Annotated in this window: 13 protein-coding genes; 9 read left to right on the top strand and 4 right to left on the bottom strand. The window is 58.4% G+C overall.

Translation table 11 applies throughout. The features are described 5' to 3' along the window. Position 1 precedes the first annotated feature (1 nt). Genes RSE16_03900 through rarD form a run of 4 tightly spaced genes read left to right on the top strand, consistent with a single transcriptional unit; the run spans position 2 to position 4028 of the window. Positions 2-1537 (top strand): acyl-CoA synthetase, encoded by a 1536-nt coding sequence (locus RSE16_03900; GenBank protein ID WRH76619.1) that lies wholly within the window; start codon positions 2-4, stop codon positions 1535-1537. 12 nt (positions 1538-1549) lie between these two features. Then, positions 1550-2845 (top strand): cytochrome P450, encoded by a 1296-nt coding sequence (locus tag RSE16_03895; protein ID WRH76618.1) that lies wholly within the window; start codon positions 1550-1552, stop codon positions 2843-2845. A gap of 50 nt (positions 2846-2895) precedes the next feature. Further along, positions 2896-3117, top strand: a complete 222-nt coding sequence (locus RSE16_03890) for a hypothetical protein (protein ID WRH76617.1) — start codon at positions 2896-2898, stop codon at positions 3115-3117. Next, positions 3057-4028, top strand: a complete 972-nt coding sequence (rarD, locus tag RSE16_03885) for an EamA family transporter RarD (GenBank protein ID WRH77292.1) — start codon at positions 3057-3059, stop codon at positions 4026-4028. The genes RSE16_03890 and rarD overlap by 61 nt, the downstream gene beginning before the upstream one ends. Here the strand turns inward: rarD and pyrC are convergent. Then, positions 4025-5062: a dihydroorotase gene (pyrC, locus tag RSE16_03880; GenBank protein WRH76616.1), complete on the bottom strand. Its 1038-nt coding sequence runs from the start codon at positions 5060-5062 to the stop codon at positions 4025-4027. The genes rarD and pyrC overlap by 4 nt on opposite strands. A gap of 38 nt (positions 5063-5100) precedes the next feature. Here pyrC and RSE16_03875 point away from each other — a divergent pair, with 38 nt between their 5' ends. Next, entirely contained in the window at positions 5101-5844 is a 744-nt protein-coding gene (locus RSE16_03875; protein ID WRH76615.1) for a folate-binding protein, read from the top strand. A 43-nt stretch (positions 5845-5887) separates the two neighbouring features. Beyond that, positions 5888-6319 (top strand): hypothetical protein, encoded by a 432-nt coding sequence (locus tag RSE16_03870; protein WRH76614.1) that lies wholly within the window; start codon positions 5888-5890, stop codon positions 6317-6319. Here RSE16_03870 and gyrB read toward each other — a convergent pair. Further along, a complete protein-coding gene (gyrB, locus tag RSE16_03865; GenBank protein ID WRH76613.1) occupies positions 6316-8856 on the bottom strand; it encodes a DNA topoisomerase (ATP-hydrolyzing) subunit B in 2541 nt (846 codons plus the stop codon). The genes RSE16_03870 and gyrB overlap by 4 nt on opposite strands. A 172-nt stretch (positions 8857-9028) precedes the next feature. Between gyrB and RSE16_03860 the strand changes: the two genes are divergently transcribed. Together RSE16_03860 and RSE16_03855 are read left to right on the top strand one after the other, a co-directional pair. After that, the gene (locus tag RSE16_03860) at positions 9029-10594 is read left to right on the top strand and encodes a class I adenylate-forming enzyme family protein (GenBank protein WRH76612.1); all 1566 of its coding nucleotides are present in this window, start codon (positions 9029-9031) and stop codon (positions 10592-10594) included. Beyond that, entirely contained in the window at positions 10594-11055 is a 462-nt protein-coding gene (locus RSE16_03855; protein WRH76611.1) for a DUF2721 domain-containing protein, read from the top strand. Before RSE16_03860 ends, RSE16_03855 begins: the two co-directional genes overlap by 1 nt. Here RSE16_03855 and RSE16_03850 read toward each other — a convergent pair. Further along, complete coding sequence (locus tag RSE16_03850) at positions 11052-12254, bottom strand: cation:proton antiporter (GenBank protein WRH77291.1); 1203 nt, start codon at positions 12252-12254, stop codon at positions 11052-11054. The two genes, RSE16_03855 and RSE16_03850, sit on opposite strands and share 4 nt — an antisense overlap. Positions 12255-12498: 244 nt before the next feature. Here RSE16_03850 and RSE16_03845 point away from each other — a divergent pair, with 244 nt between their 5' ends. Further along, entirely contained in the window at positions 12499-13437 is a 939-nt protein-coding gene (locus RSE16_03845; GenBank protein ID WRH76610.1) for a right-handed parallel beta-helix repeat-containing protein, read from the top strand. A 2-nt stretch (positions 13438-13439) separates the two neighbouring features. On the opposite strand, the gene RSE16_03840 is transcribed toward RSE16_03845, so the two are convergent. Beyond that, positions 13440-15224 (bottom strand): DUF87 domain-containing protein, encoded by a 1785-nt coding sequence (locus tag RSE16_03840; protein WRH76609.1) that lies wholly within the window; start codon positions 15222-15224, stop codon positions 13440-13442. Positions 15225-15275 lie beyond the last annotated feature (51 nt).

Here is a 15275-nt window from a genome sequence, read left to right as displayed (position 1 = left end):
CATGGCACATATCAGCGTTTTCGCACAGTCGCATCCCGACAAGCCCGCGCTGATCATGGCCGGGTCTGGCGAGACGGTCAGCTATGCCGCGCTTGAAGCGCGGTCCAACCGGGTCGCCCATCTGCTGCGGTCGCGCGGCCTTGCGATCGGCGACACGATCGCAATCTGCATGGAGAACCGGACGGAATTTTTCGACCTGGTCTGGGGCGCGCAGCGTTCCGGCCTGCATTATGTCGCGATCTCCAGCCGGCTGACTGCGCCGGAAATCGACTATATCCTTGCCGATAGCGGCGCGAAGGCAATCTTCGGATCGGACTATCTGGGCGAGACTTTAGAAAAGCTGGACACCGGAGTTGCGCGCTTCACCGTAGATGCGCCTGTCGGCGCTTGGCAATCGCTGCAGGCGGCATTGGAAGGCAAACCCGAAACGCCGATTGCAGACGAGCGTGCAGGCACGGACATGCTCTACAGTTCGGGTACTACGGGCCGCCCTAAGGGCGTGCGCATCCCGCTGCCCCAAGATCCCAATATCGCCGGCGTCAATCCGCTGACCATGTTGACTGCGATGGCATTCAAATCGACGCAGGACAGCGTCTATCTCTCGCCTGCCCCACTCTACCATGCCGCGCCGTTGCGCTGGTGCATGGCAATGCAGCGGCTGGGCGCGACCGTGGTGGTGATGGAGAAATTCGACCCTGAAGCGGCGCTGCGCTACATCGAACAGTACAAGATCACGAACAGCCAGTGGGTGCCAACCCATTTTGTTCGCATGCTCAAGCTACCCGAAGAGGTGCGCACCCGATATGATCTATCCAGCCTGCGGGTCGCGGTACACGCCGCTGCCCCCTGCCCGGTTCCGATCAAGGAAGCGATGATCAACTGGTGGGGCCCGGTCATCATTGAATATTATGCCGGCACCGAAGGTAATGGCATGACGGTGGTCGGCAGCGACGACTGGATGGCACATAAAGGCACGGTCGGCCGGCCGCTGCTCGGCATTGTCCATATTTGCGACGAAAATGGCGACGAAGTGCCACCGCGCACCGAGGGTGCGGTCTTTTTCGAAAGCGAAAACCGTTTCAGCTATCATAACGACCCGGACAAGACCCGCGACGCCACCAACAAGCATGGCTGGACGACGCTGGGCGATGTGGGCTGGGTGGATGAAGAAGGCTTTCTCTACCTTACAGACCGCAAGAGCTTCATGATCATTTCCGGCGGGGTAAACATCTATCCGCAGGAAATCGAGAATTTGCTCGTCAGCCATCCGAAGGTCGCCGACGCTGCGGTCATCGGAGCACCCGATGAAGACCTGGGTGAAAAAGTGGTCGCAGTTGTGCAGCCGCTCGACATGACGCAGGCGGGTGATGCGCTGGCCGACGAACTGCGGGAATTCCTGCGGCAATCGCTGTCGGGCGTCAAAATGCCCAAGCAGATCGACTTCCGGGAAGAACTGCCGCGCCACGCCACCGGCAAGCTCTACAAGCGGCTTCTGCGTGACGAATATTGGGGAAAAACGGACAGCAAGATCGTCTGAGGGAGAGCAGCGATGAGCGAGACAATACCGGTATTGCGCGGCGCAGATGCACATCGCGTCATCGACCCGAAAGTCTATGGCAACTGGACGGCGGCGCTCGACATGTTCGATCAGCTCCGCCGTGAAAGTCCGGTGGTGCGCGTCGAAAATGACGAATTTCATGATCCCTTCTGGCTGATCACTCGCCATGAAGATGTGATGCGCATTTCCAAGGACAATGCGACCTTCCTCAACAACCCTCGCCCGGTCGTCTTCAGTTTTCGCAGCGCGATCGAATTTGCAAAGGCGGTGACGGGCAGCAACATGCTGGTCGACTCGCTCGTTGTCTTCGACGCGCCGATCCACATGAAATATCGCCGGCTGACCCAAGAATGGTTCATGCCGAAAAACCTCAAGCTGATCGAGGCGGAGATCAAAGCGCTGGCGAAGAAAACCGTCGACCGCTTGATCGAAGCAGGTCCCGAAGCTGATTTCGTACAGACAGTTGCCGCACCCTATCCGCTGCATGTGGTGATGCAGATATTGGGCGTGCCCGAAGCGGACGAGGCGCGCATGCTGTTCCTGACGCAGCAAATGTTCGGCGGGCAGGATGAGGATCTGAACAAATCGGGCCGGGCAGAAATGACCGCCGACCAAATTACCCAGCTTGTCGCCGGCGCAGTCAAAAGCTTCGAAGAATATTTTGCGGCACTCGCTGCAGAAAAACGCGCGCGGCCGACACAGGATGTCGCCAGCGTGATTGCCAATGCAACGGTTGATGGCGCGCCGCTCAATGATCGTGACATGGCAGGCTATTACATCATTGTCGCGAGCGCAGGGCACGATACCACATCAGCCTCAACCGCCGGTGCCATGCATGCACTGGCGCAGGATCCGGAACAATTCGCGCGGTTGAAAGCCGACCGTTCGCTGCTGGCAGGTGTCGTCGAAGAGGCTATTCGCTGGTCCACGCCCGTGCAGCATTTCATGCGGACAGCCGCAGAGGATGTCGAAATCGCCGGACAGAAAATCGCCAAGGGTGATTGGCTGATGCTCAGCTATGTCGCCGCCAATCATGACGACAGTGTCTTTGCCGATCCGCGCCGCTTCGACGCGGCGCGATCGCCCAACCGGCATCTTGCCTTTGGCGCAGGCGCGCACCAATGCCTTGGGCTGCATCTGGCTCGGCTGGAAATGCGCATTCTGTTCGAAGAACTGCTCGACCGGATCGACGCGATTGAACTGGCGGGGGAACCGAAGCGTGCGAATTCGACCTTCGTCGGGGGCCTTAAAACTCTGCCAGTCCGGTTCCAGACCACGACTGGATAGTAAGGAGCACCGGCTTGCCATCGCCGCAGCGAAGGCCTAGACTTGGCTCCATGGCCAATATCATTGCATATCTGTTTGGACTGGTCGCACTTCTCTTTGCGATTCCCGCCTTCATCCCGCTTCTGGGCTGGCTGAACTGGATTATCCTGCCGATCGCCGGCATTGGCGTGGCTTTCGGTTTTGCATCGGAAAAGAATGGCGGCCGCAATTTCTGCCTCGTCGTTGCTGCGATCTGCGCGATCCGGCTCTGGCTCGGCGGCGGACTGTTCTGAGCAAGCCCGAAACCCCAAGCCCATCGCCAATCGATAGAGGCGGGCTCGCCGCAGCCCTTGGCGCCTATACGATATGGGGCTTCATGCCCGTCTTTTTCCGCCAGATGTCCACAGTCCCCGCGCTGGAGATTATTGCGCATCGGGTCATCTGGGCAGTGCCGTTGCTGCTTGGGATCATGGCCGTGCGCCGTCAGCTGGGCGAATATCGCGCGGTGCTATCGCAATGGCCGCTGCTGCGCTGGATGCTGGCGAGTTCAATACTGATTTCGATCAACTGGCTGGTCTATGTCTGGGCCGTCAATAATGGGCAAATTCTGGCAGCGAGCTTTGGCTATTATCTGAACCCGCTGCTCAACATTTTGATCGGTACGCTGTTCCTGAAAGAAAAGCTCAACCAGACGCAGGCCATCGCGGTTGCCGTTGCAATGGTCGGCGTCGCAGTAATGGGCGCGGACGCATTGGATACGCTGTGGATCAGCCTGAGCCTTGCGACCAGTTTCGGTATCTATGGTCTTGTCCGCAAAATGGCACCTGTGGGATCGGTCCCCGGGCTGGCAATCGAAACCACAGTGTTGCTGCCGGTTGCGATGGCCGCCGCATTCTGGTTCGCATCCAGCGGTCCGCACCCGGGCTGGGGCAGTGACAGTAGCACGAATTGGTTGCTGATTGCAGGCGGTGCCATCACCGCCATTCCGCTTCTGCTTTTTGCAACGGCGGCCCGACGCATGGATTATAGCGCGCTGGGTTTCATCCAATATGTAGGACCGACGATCCAATTTTTCTGCGGCGTCATTTTATATGATGAGCCGCTGACCACAACGCGCGCGATCAGCTTTGGCCTGATCTGGTTTGCACTGGCAATTTTCAGTTGGGATGCGCTGCGCCGCATGCACGCCGGCCGTCAGACCTAACCTTCAAAGCGCCAGCCAATCTCTTCGCCCGCATGAAAGGGCGATACCGGCGTGCCTTCGCAATCCAGGCTTTGGGGAACCGGCGTTGCCATTTTGCGCAGCGTCACCGTGCCTTCGTTGAGCGGCAGCTTGTAGAAATTGGGACCGTGGATCGAGGCAAAACCTTCGAGCCGGTTAAGCGCACCTTCCTCTTCAAATACCAGCGCATAGCTCTCAAGCGCGAACGGCGCATTGAAAATGCCTGCACATCCGCAGGCGGATTCCTTGGCCGACAGGGAATGCGGCGCGCTGTCCGTGCCTAGAAAATATTTCGGATTGCCCGATACCGCCGCTTCGCGCAGCGCCAGCCGGTGAAATTCACGCTTTGCAACCGGCAGGCAATAAGCATGCGGACGGATGCCGCCGGCAAACATGGCGTTGCGATTGATGTGTAGATGCTGCGGCGTGATCGTTGCTGCGATATTGGGCCCGCTATCGCGCACGAAATCAACCGCATCCTTGGTTGTGATATGTTCGAAAACAATGCGCAATTGCGGGAAATCGCGCACCACCTTGGTCAGGATACGTTCGATGAACACTGCTTCCCGGTCAAAAATATCAACCTCATGGTCGGTTACTTCGCCATGGATCAGAAGCGGCATGTCGATCGCCTGCATCCGTTCAAGCACGGAATAAATGTTGGCAATGTCGGTTACGCCATGCGCGCTGCCGGTTGTGGCGTGCGCCGGATATAGCTTGGCTGCCGTGAACACACCTTCGCCATGGCCACGCGCAATTTCTTCAGGATCAAGATTATCGGTGAGATAGCAGGTGATCAGCGGTTCGAAGGCCATGCCTTCCGGCAGAGCCGCAAGAATGCGCTCGCGATAGGCCGCACCTGCAGCGCTGGTGGTCACCGGCGGCGAGAGGTTGGGCATAACGATCGCACGGGCAAATTGCCGGGCGGTATGATGGGCAACGCCTTTCAGCATGGCGCCATCGCGCAAGTGAACATGCCAGTCGTCGGGGCGGCGGATCGTGAGGCTATCGGTCATGGCTTCCCTTTAGTCAAAGCGCTGCCTATTTGTAAGCCATGTCTGCACCCCGTTTGTTCGATCGTAGCGTAATCCGTATGTCTCCGCAGGAGGCGGGGGAAGATGTCCGCGCGTTTCTGCAGGGCCTGATCACACAGGATGTTAAACCGGAATTTCCCCGCTGGGCGGGCCTTCTGACCCCGCAGGGCAAGGCGCTTTTCGATTTCATCCTTTGGGCCGATCCCGATGCGCCCGATGATGTGCTGATCGATTGCGAAACCGCGCAGGCAGAGGCGCTGGCCAAACGGCTTTCAATCTACCGTCTGCGGCGCAAGATTGCGATCAGCGTCGATCCCGCACTCGGTGTCTTTTGGGCTGTAGCCGCCGAAGGGAGGCCGGTAGATCCACGGCTATCGGAGCTTGGCGTCCGCTGGATCGCACCGGTGAATGATGACGATGTCGATATCAGCGCATTTTATCGCGCCAATCGCCTGTCGCTTGGCGTGACGGAGGGCGTTGCCGAACTGGGCAGCGATGCGACCTTGTGGCTTGAAACCAATGCGGCGGAACTGAACGGCGTTTCCTTCACCAAGGGCTGTTATGTGGGGCAGGAAAACACCGCGCGAATGAATTGGCGCCAAAAAGTGAACCGGCGGCTGATCGTGGTGCGCTCTGCCGATGCCGATCCGAAGCGGTTGCGGATCGATTATCCCGAACTTGGCTATGCAGTTGTGCATATGCGGGTCGAGGATCTCGACACTGCCACGCTCCCCTATTGGCTGGCATCGGCTTTGGCGGAATGAGGCTGTTCATCGACCGTCCATCCGCCTTATGCTGGAACGAAGCATGATCATGCTTCCAATATTGTTACTGCTGCTGTCAACGCCGGCAGTCTCGCCCGCTGATGCAGCCCCCGCCACAGTGAATATCGATGAGCGGCAGGAGATTTATGGCAGCCTGCTGTCTTGCGCGGCCTTTCACACAATCGAAGCTGCACGTGGCGATGAACTGGCGCGCGCCTCGCAAAAGGCCGCGGCGCAGGATTATGCCCGGGCCGCAACCGGCTTTGCCCCCGACGGCAAAGCCGCCACGGTCAATCGCGATCTGGGCAATTTGCTCCAGATTTTTCAGGCACAACTGGATGCCAGCGAAACCCGTGCCATGGCCGAGCAATGGACCGCACTCGAACGATCCTGCACCGAATTGCATTTGGTGAAAGACCGGTTAGTTCGAAAGGCGCGTCCCGAAGAGCCGCCCCTGATCGAAGGCGAACGTTAAACGTCGAGATTGGCGACGTTCAGTGCGTTTTCCTGAATGAAATCGCGCCGCGGTTCGACCACATCACCCATCAGTTTTTCGAAGATTTCGCCTTCTTCCTGGCTATCCTCAATGGTCACTTGAAGCAGCGAGCGGACATTGGGATCAAGCGTGGTTTCCCAAAGCTGTTCGGCGTTCATTTCGCCCAAGCCTTTGTAGCGCTGGATCGACAGCCCCTTGCGTCCGGCGGCAAGAACCGCGTCGAGCAGTTCCGACGGACGGGTGACCAGCGTTTCGACAGGGGCCTTGCGCGCCGTTGTCGTCGTTGCGGCTTCGGCCTCGTCGGTTTCGGCAACCTCCACCTCGGGCTCTGCGGCTTGTGCCGCTGATTTCACCAGCTTTGCAGGCGCGGCATAACGCGCCGCTTCTTCGTCCGCCAGCTTGTGCAGCTTGCGCGCTTCCGCGCTGACCAGGAAACTGCGTTCGATGATGTGATGGTCGGTCACCCCGCGCCAAGTGCGCTCGAAATGATAACCGCCCTCTTCAGCGACCCGGCCCGTCCATTTATTTTCGGTGTCGATGGCATCGAGCCAGCGTGCCGCCGCAGCCACAGCTGCTTCACGTGCCGCGCCTTCCAGTTCGGGCGCCAACGCACCGTTCAAAGCCAGCGCCTCGATGATGGCAGGATCAAATCGCCTAGGCACATAGGCCATGAGGCTGCGCATCCGCCGGGCATGGTCGACCAAGGACGCAAGCGGCTGCCCACTGATGCTGCCGACCGAGCCTTCCAGAGTCAGCCCGCCAAGCCCTGTTTCGACCAGATAATTGTCGAGCGCAGTATCATCCTTGAGGTAAAGTTCGTTCCGTCCTTTGGCCACTTTGTAGAGCGGCGGCTGTGCGATGTAGAGATGGCCCGCCTCGATAATCGGCTTCATCTGCCGGTAGAAGAAGGTGAGCAGCAGAGTGCGGATGTGCGAACCGTCGACATCTGCGTCGGTCATGATCACAATCTTGTGATAGCGCAGCTTGTCGAGGTTGAAATCGTCGCGAATACCGGTGCCCATCGCCTGGATCAGCGTGCCGACCTCCTTCGATGAAATCACGCGGTCAAACCGTGCTCGCTCGACATTCAGGATTTTACCCTTCAGCGGCAGGATTGCCTGATAATGGCGGTCACGCCCCTGCTTGGCGGAGCCACCTGCCGAATCACCCTCGACCAGGAACAGTTCGGATTTGGCAGGGTCTTTTTCCTGACAATCAGCAAGCTTGCCCGGCAAAGAGGCAACGCCCATCACGCTCTTTCGGCTTGCTTCACGGGCCTTGCGGGCCGCTTCGCGCGCAGCGGCAGCGTCGATGATCTTCTGGATCAGCGTCTTGGCATGGCCGGGATTTTCCTCCAGCCATTCAACCATCTTGTCCGCCATCAGGCTTTCCAGCGGCTGGCGCACTTCGGAACTGACCAGTTTGTCCTTGGTCTGGGACGAGAATTTGGGATCAGGCAATTTGACCGAAACGATTGCGGTCAACCCCTCGCGCATATCCTCACCGGTAAGGTTCACCTTCTCCTTTTTGAGGATGCCCGACTTTTCGCCATAATTGTTGATGGTGCGGGTCAGCGCCGCACGAAAAGCGGCAAGATGGGTGCCGCCATCGCGCTGCGGGATGTTATTGGTGAAGCAGAGGACGTTTTCGTAATAGCTGTCATTCCATTCGAGCGCGACGTCGATGCCAACACCGTCACGTTCTGACGATATTGCAATCGGTTCGGGAATGATCGGCGACCGGTTACGATCAAGATATTTCACAAAGGCGGCGATCCCGCCTTCATAATAAAGATCATGCTCGGCAATGTCGGCATGGCGCTTGTCGCGCAGCAAGAGACGCACACCCGAATTGAGGAAAGCGAGTTCGCGATAGCGATGCTCCAACTTCTCGAAATCAAACTCGGTAACATTTTTGAACGTGTCGGTGGATGCAAGGAAGGTGACGCGCGTGCCCTTTTTCGGCTTGCCGTCTACAACCGGCGCATCGCCGACAACCTTGAGCGGCGCTTCCGCATCGCCGTGGCGGAAACGCATCCAATGCTCTTTGCCTTCGCGCCAGACGGTAAGCTCAAGCCATTCAGACAGGGCGTTCACAACGGAAACGCCGACGCCATGGAGCCCACCTGAAACCTTATAGGCATTATCGTCAGAAGTGTTTTCGAACTTACCGCCAGCATGAAGCTGCGTCATGATCACTTCAGCAGCAGAAACACCCTCTTCCTTGTGCATGTCGGTGGGGATGCCGCGACCATTATCCTCGACCGAAACCGAGCCATCAGGATTCAGTTCGATCAGCACCAGATCACAATGCCCGGCCAGCGCTTCGTCAATAGCGTTATCCGACACTTCGAACACCATATGATGCAGGCCCGAGCCGTCATCGGTATCGCCGATATACATGCCTGGCCGCTTGCGCACGGCATCAAGGCCCTTCAGCACCTTGATGCTGTCTGCGCCATAACTGTTCTGATTGGGATTGGCCGCGCTATCGCCGCTGGGGGTGTTTTCACTCATGGCGGGACTATAGGCCAGCCCCCCGCAAAACCCAAGCTGCACCGCAGCTTTTCCACATAAAATTAGGCCGCAGGATCAGCGTTTTGCCGCAAAACCCAAGAAGCGAAATTTTTGGTTATGAAGCCGGACGGAATATGGCACTAGCTGCGGGCAAAGAATGTGGAGAGAGAGCATGACATTCGACCCTATGGCCGAACTGGAAAAGCCGTTTGGTGACTATACGGCACTGATCAGTGCTTGGGGCCAAGAGCGGCCGGATCGGTTGGCTCTTGACGATGGCAACGAAAGGCTGACCTGGGCGGAAACCGCGGCACTGGTCGAACGTATTGCCGCGCAATTGCAGGCGGATGGACTGCAAAAAGGGCAGGCAGTCGCAATCCTTGGGACAAGCACGCTGCGCTATGCGCTGGCCTATCTAGGTGCGATCCGCGCTGGCGGTTGTGCGGCACCGCTGACGACATCGGCAACACCTGCCCAGTTGGAAGCGATGCTGAAGGATTCGGGGGCGATGCACCTCTTCATCGATGCACCCAAGCTTTCCGATCTGGCAGATCGCGACCTTCCGGCGGGCAAGATCGTGATGCTTGATGCCCCGTTGGGTGGCCGGCCGGATATCTTCGAATGGATGGCAGCCAAAGGCATCAAAGCTGCGCCACATGGCTGCGGGCCCAAAGACCCTTTTAACATCATCTATTCCAGCGGCACCACCGGAACGCCAAAAGGCATCGTCCATTCGCGGCAGATGCGCTGGCTGCATGCAACCGTCGGCACCAATACCGGCTATGGCGAAGCCGATGCCGCTTCCTTTGCCGCGACCCCGCTTTATTCCAACACGACGCTGGCGATTGTCATTCCCACATTGGCCTATGGCGGCACGCTGCACATCATGCCGAAATTCGACGTTACGGGTTATTTGGAGCGGGCGCAGGCGCACCGCATCACCCACACCATGCTGGTGCCGGTGCAGTATAAGCGGCTGATGGAATATGAAGGTTTCAACGATTACGATCTGAGCAGCTATCGCCTCAAATATTGCACCAGCGCGCCCTTTGCCCCTGCACTCAAGGCGGATGTGCTGAAACGCTGGCCGGGCGGGCTGGTCGAAATCTATTCGATGACCGAGGGCGGGGTCGTCTGTCTGCTTCTTGCCCATGAACATCCGGACAAGCTGCACACTGTCGGCATCCCCTGGAAGGGCAGCGAGGTCTTTACCATCGACGAGGCCGGCAACCGTTTGCCGCCGGGCGAGACTGGCGAGTTGGTCGGCCGTTCAGCCACGATGATGTCAGGCTATCAAAACCAGCCGGAAAAAACCCGGGAAGGCTATTGGATCGATAGTGATGGCAGCATCTGGCAACGCATGGGCGATATTGGCCGCGTCGATGCCGACGGCTTTGTCGAACTGCTTGGCCGGTCAAAGGACATGATCATATCCGGCGGTTTCAACATCTACCCCGTGGACCTCGAAGGCGTTTTGCTTGGATTGCCCGGCGTCGAGGAGGCCGCCGTCATCGGAATGGCGAGCGAGCGCTGGGGTGAAACACCGGTCGGTTTCGTGTCGGGCGCGAAAGGCGTTCAGCTTGACACAGCCGACCTGCTTGCCGCAGCCAATGCGCAACTCGGCAAGACCCAGCGCCTGTCTGCACTTCACCAGATTGATGAAATGCCGCGCAGCCATATCGGCAAACTGCTCAAGACCGATTTGCGCACCATTGCGGAGCAGATGGAGGCAGCCTGATGCAGGAGCAATGGGGTTCCGATCTGGAAACTGTGATCAGCGTGCTGCAGGTGTCGCTCGCACCAGCCTTCCTTCTGGCAGCCATTGCCAGCCTGCTGAATGTCTATACCGGGCGGCTCTCCCGTATCGTCGATCGCGGTCGTCAGCTGCGCCGCGACCTTGGCGATGCTGATTTGGACGCACGCGCGCCAATCCTTGCGGAAATGCGCCAGATCCGCCGACGCAAGAAATTGGTAAGGCTATCACTGCTCTTAACGATCGGGGCGGCCGTCGTCGTCTGCCTGATGGTCGGCATATTGTTCATCATGGGTCTGACCAGCTTTTCGCGCGCAGAAATTGTAATCGCCATGTTTGCGCTTTCGATGGCGTTACTGGCGATTTCGCTGGCAGCGCTGCTCGCCGAAACGGGCATTGCATCGCATGAAGCCGATCTCGACATCGACGAAGGCAGTGATATCTAGCCCCGCTTACGGACCATCGCCGCCAGCGATTTCAGCTTGGGCGTGACGACCGGAACCGTCAGCATCGTTGAAGCCACGGCCATCAGCAACAGGGCGGTAAAGGTCGCGCCGGAAATGATGCCCTTGTCAAGCAGAACGCTTGCAAAAATGATCTCGATCAGGGCCTTGGTCTGCAACAGCCAGCCGATCACCGACGCCTCTCCTTTTTCCCATTTGAGGATTCGCCCGGCAAGGTGAATACCGATGATCTTGCCGCTGACCGAAGCCGCAAGCAGCAAGGTCGCCGCACCAAATACGGCAAGCCCGCCGACATCCCATTGGGTGCGCAGTCCGGTCGACAGGAAAAAGACCGGCATAACCGTCAACAGCACAATTTTGCGAAAATTGTCCATCGCCTGATGGCCAAACCATTTGGCATCCAACACCACACCAGCAAGGAAGGCGCCGACCATATAATGCAGCCCGGCCCAATCAGCGACGAGGCCGACCGCAATGAGCCAAATCAGGCCGACATACCAGCGGTCACTTTCAGTGATGCGCACCATCAGCCAGCGCATGCCGCCTGCCGTCAATCCGAACAGGATCAGAAAGGCGAGTTGGCGTTCGATCCGCGCCCAATCGAGAAGGATCAACGCCAAAACACTCCAGATCGCGATATCGTCAAGGCTTGCATAGCGCAGGATGCGCTGGCCGATCGGCAGGCGCAAAATGTCGAGTTTTTCGAGCAGCAGCACCAGAATCGGCAGTGCAGTGACCGCACAGGCCATGCCGATGCCGAGCACAATCTGCCATGTCTGCGCCTTTTCTCCTGCCCAGCCGGGGCCCGTTGCGAGTAAAAGCAAAGCGGCAGCACAGCCGAAGAGCATCGGAACGACAAGCGCAAAGCCCGCTGTCACGCCGCTTTCACCTCGCTGCGCCCATGCCTCTTGCAGGTCAAGTTCAAGCCCGGCGGCAAAGACGAACATCATCACCGCCCACCAGGCGACGCCATTCAAAGCGGTTATGACTTCAGGCCGGAAAATCCCTGCATAATATTCGGGAAAGACAGCGCCCAATATTCCAGGGCCGAGCAACACGCCGGCGACAATCTGCACCACGACCAGCGGTGCATAATAGTCGGTCTTGAACAGCCGCCAGAACAGCCATGGCAGCGCGAAGACGATAAGCATCGCGATCAGGAAAAGTTCGGTCGTGGTAATGGCTGGCAAGCGCTGCGTCCCCGTTCGGCAGTCGATTGACCCCTTCGTCAATCGCGGTACCAGCCGTTATCCTGCCATCATGCAACCGGCAAGGCGCATTCGATTGCAGGAGCAAGCCCGTTCAGAGATCGGGCCGCGATTGTCCCCATCATGGACAGGGCTTTTCAGGCGTGGTTAACCCGCTGGCGTCGATGCTGGGCGCTATTCTATAGATGGCCTCACCAGTCGCCTCGGAGTTACATCCATGCACCGCGCCATACTTGCTCTTTTCCCTTTGACCGCCGCAATTGCGGTTGCCGCCACAGCGCAATCGGGCGCGTCGTTCACGGTCGCAGAAACCGGACAGGAATTTGCCCGGCTTTCCGATGCGATCGACGCCATTGGCGACCGGCAGGGAACGGTGTTGATTGCGCCGGGCACTTACCGCGAATGCGCGGTTCAGCAGGCCGGCTATATTTCGTTTAAAGCCGAGGTCCCGGGACGCACGATTTTCGACGGTGGAATCTGTGAAGGCAAGGCAGCGCTAGTGTTGCGTGGGCGGTCGGCGGCTGTCGACGGCATCATTTTCCAGAATATGCGCGTGCCCGATGGCAATGGCGCCGGCATTCGTCTGGAAAAAGGCAATCTTGCCATTACCCGTTCGGTGTTCCGCAACAGCGAACAGGGCATATTGACCGCGCAGGATCCCACCGGTGAAATCGTGATCGACCAGACCACCTTCAGCGAACTGGGGCGGTGCGACCGCGGCCTTTCATGCGCGCATAGCATCTATATCGGCGATTTCGGTTCGCTAACCGTGACCCGCAGCCGTTTCGAACGCGGCAATGGCGGCCATTATGTGAAGAGCCGCGCCGCCCGTGCGATAATCCAGAACAATGCCTTTGACGATACGCGGGGGCAGGCGACCAATTATATGATCGATCTTCCTGCCGGCGCATCGGGCATGATCAGCGGAAATGTCTTCGTGCAGGGACAGGATAAGGAAAATTACAGCGCCTTCATCGCTATCGCAGCCGAAGGCAAAGTGCGCAGCAGCGCGGGGCTCGCCGTCAGCGGCAATGATGCCAGCCTTGGCACCGGTGTCGACCGGAACACGGTATTCTTGGCCGATTGGTCAGGCGATGCGATTGTGCTGGGCGCGAACCGCCTGGGACGCGGGTTGAAGCCGTTCGAAAAGCGCTAGCCTTACCGCCCCTGCGCTCGCCAGCGGCGGACAACACGCTCAAGGATTGCCTCTTCACCGCCGGTTTCCTGCCAGAGCACCGAGAATAGAGGATCTTCGGAAGCAGGGCGCTTGTCTTCCTCAAGCGTATCGAGCGCGACGCGTATAGGGATGGCAACACCTTCACCGCAGATAATGCATTCACGGTTGCGTAGCGCCGGAATCGAATCGAGGAAGCCCCGCGCGCCTTCGGGCATGGCCGCCCGGACATAGGCCTGGTCGCGATCATTGTTCAGTCGCATCGAGATGATCGTGCCGCATTGCGACAGCACACCTTCTGCAAGGTCGGACGGACGCTGCGTGATCAGGCCCAGCGAGACGCCATATTTACGGCCTTCCTTGGCTATCCGTTCCAGAATCGTGCGCACTGCACTGTCCCCGGCAACGCGATCCGACGGAATATATCGGTGCGCCTCTTCGCAGACGAACAGGATTGGGCGGTGCGGTTCATTGCGCGACCAGATGGCATAATCGAACACCAAGCGCGACAATACGGCAACCACGGTCGAGGTAATGTCCGAAGGCATGGAGGACACGTCGATGATCGAGATCGGCTTGCCATGGCTGGGCAGGCGAAAGATCTTCGAAAGGAATTCCGCCATGGTGTCGCCAACAAGCATGCCCGAGAACATGAAATTATAGCGCGGATCGGCCTTCAGTTCCTCAATCTTGCCGCGCAGCCGCATGAATGGCGCGGTGCTGGTGGCTTTGTCCAACTTGCCCATCTCATTCTGGATGATCGTAGTCAGATCGGAAAGCAGATAGGGAATCGGCGCGTCGACCGTCAATTTGCCGATCGTTGCAGCGAGGCGGTTTTTTGAACGGGCCTGCAACAGGCATTTTGCCAGAATGTCGCAGTCCATCTGCCGCTCATCGCCAGACGATGTGACGAACACCTCACAATGCTCGGCAAAGTTCATCATCCAATAGGGCAAGGCAAGATTGTTGACATCGTAAAGGGCGCCATTGCCCTTGAAGGCTGCAGAATATTCACCGTGCGGATCGACCATCACGATATGGCCTTCGGGCGCCATGTCGCAAATCCGGTGCAGGATCAGCGCGGCGCTGGTTGATTTACCGGTACCGGTTGAACCCAACAGCGCGAAATGCTTTCCAAGCATGGCATCGACATAAAGTGCGGCGCGAATATCACGGGTCGGAAAGACCGTACCGATATTCACATGAGCGCGGCTATCGGCCGCATAGACCTGTTTAAGGTCGCTGCTGGATACCGCATAGACTTCGGAACCGGGCACCGGATAGCGGGTAACACCGCGCCGGAAATGGTAGATCTTGCCTGTCAGCCGTTCTTCATCGCCTTCACCAAGGAAATCGACCTGCGCCATGATCGTGTCGGTTGATGCAAGATCGAGCCGCTGCGTGCGGATGTTGGCCAGCAACCAGACATTGCCGACCCGGATCTTCACCTGGCTGCCGACCTGGCCAGCATTGGAAATGGCAGGGTCATGATGGCTCAGCAGATTGTTGATGCTCGACGCGCTCAGGCTGATCTGTGAGCCTGAACCCGCAATTTCAACAACGGCGCCGATCTTGTGAAGCGCGCCTTCGGTGGCCTGATGGCTGCGCTGAACCGGCTGGACACCAACCGGACTGGCAGGTGCAGCCACCGGGGCGGGTTGCGACGGCGTGAAGCCGACCGGTCCGGTTGCAGCAGCTTCGGACGAACCCGGCACAGTCGGAATAGGCTGCATCCCTGAAAAGCCGCGGCCGGAAAAACTGTCGCTCATGCTGGTACCCCGTTGTTCGTGCCGCAACGCTAGGGTGGTAAAGTTAATTTT

The sequence above is a fragment of the Sphingobium sp. genome (assembly GCA_035196065.1).
GTDB lineage: Bacteria > Pseudomonadota > Alphaproteobacteria > Sphingomonadales > Sphingomonadaceae > Sphingorhabdus_B > Sphingorhabdus_B rara.
Note: the sequence above shows the minus strand (reverse complement) of the source record. Positions and strands in the feature narration are given on the sequence as shown.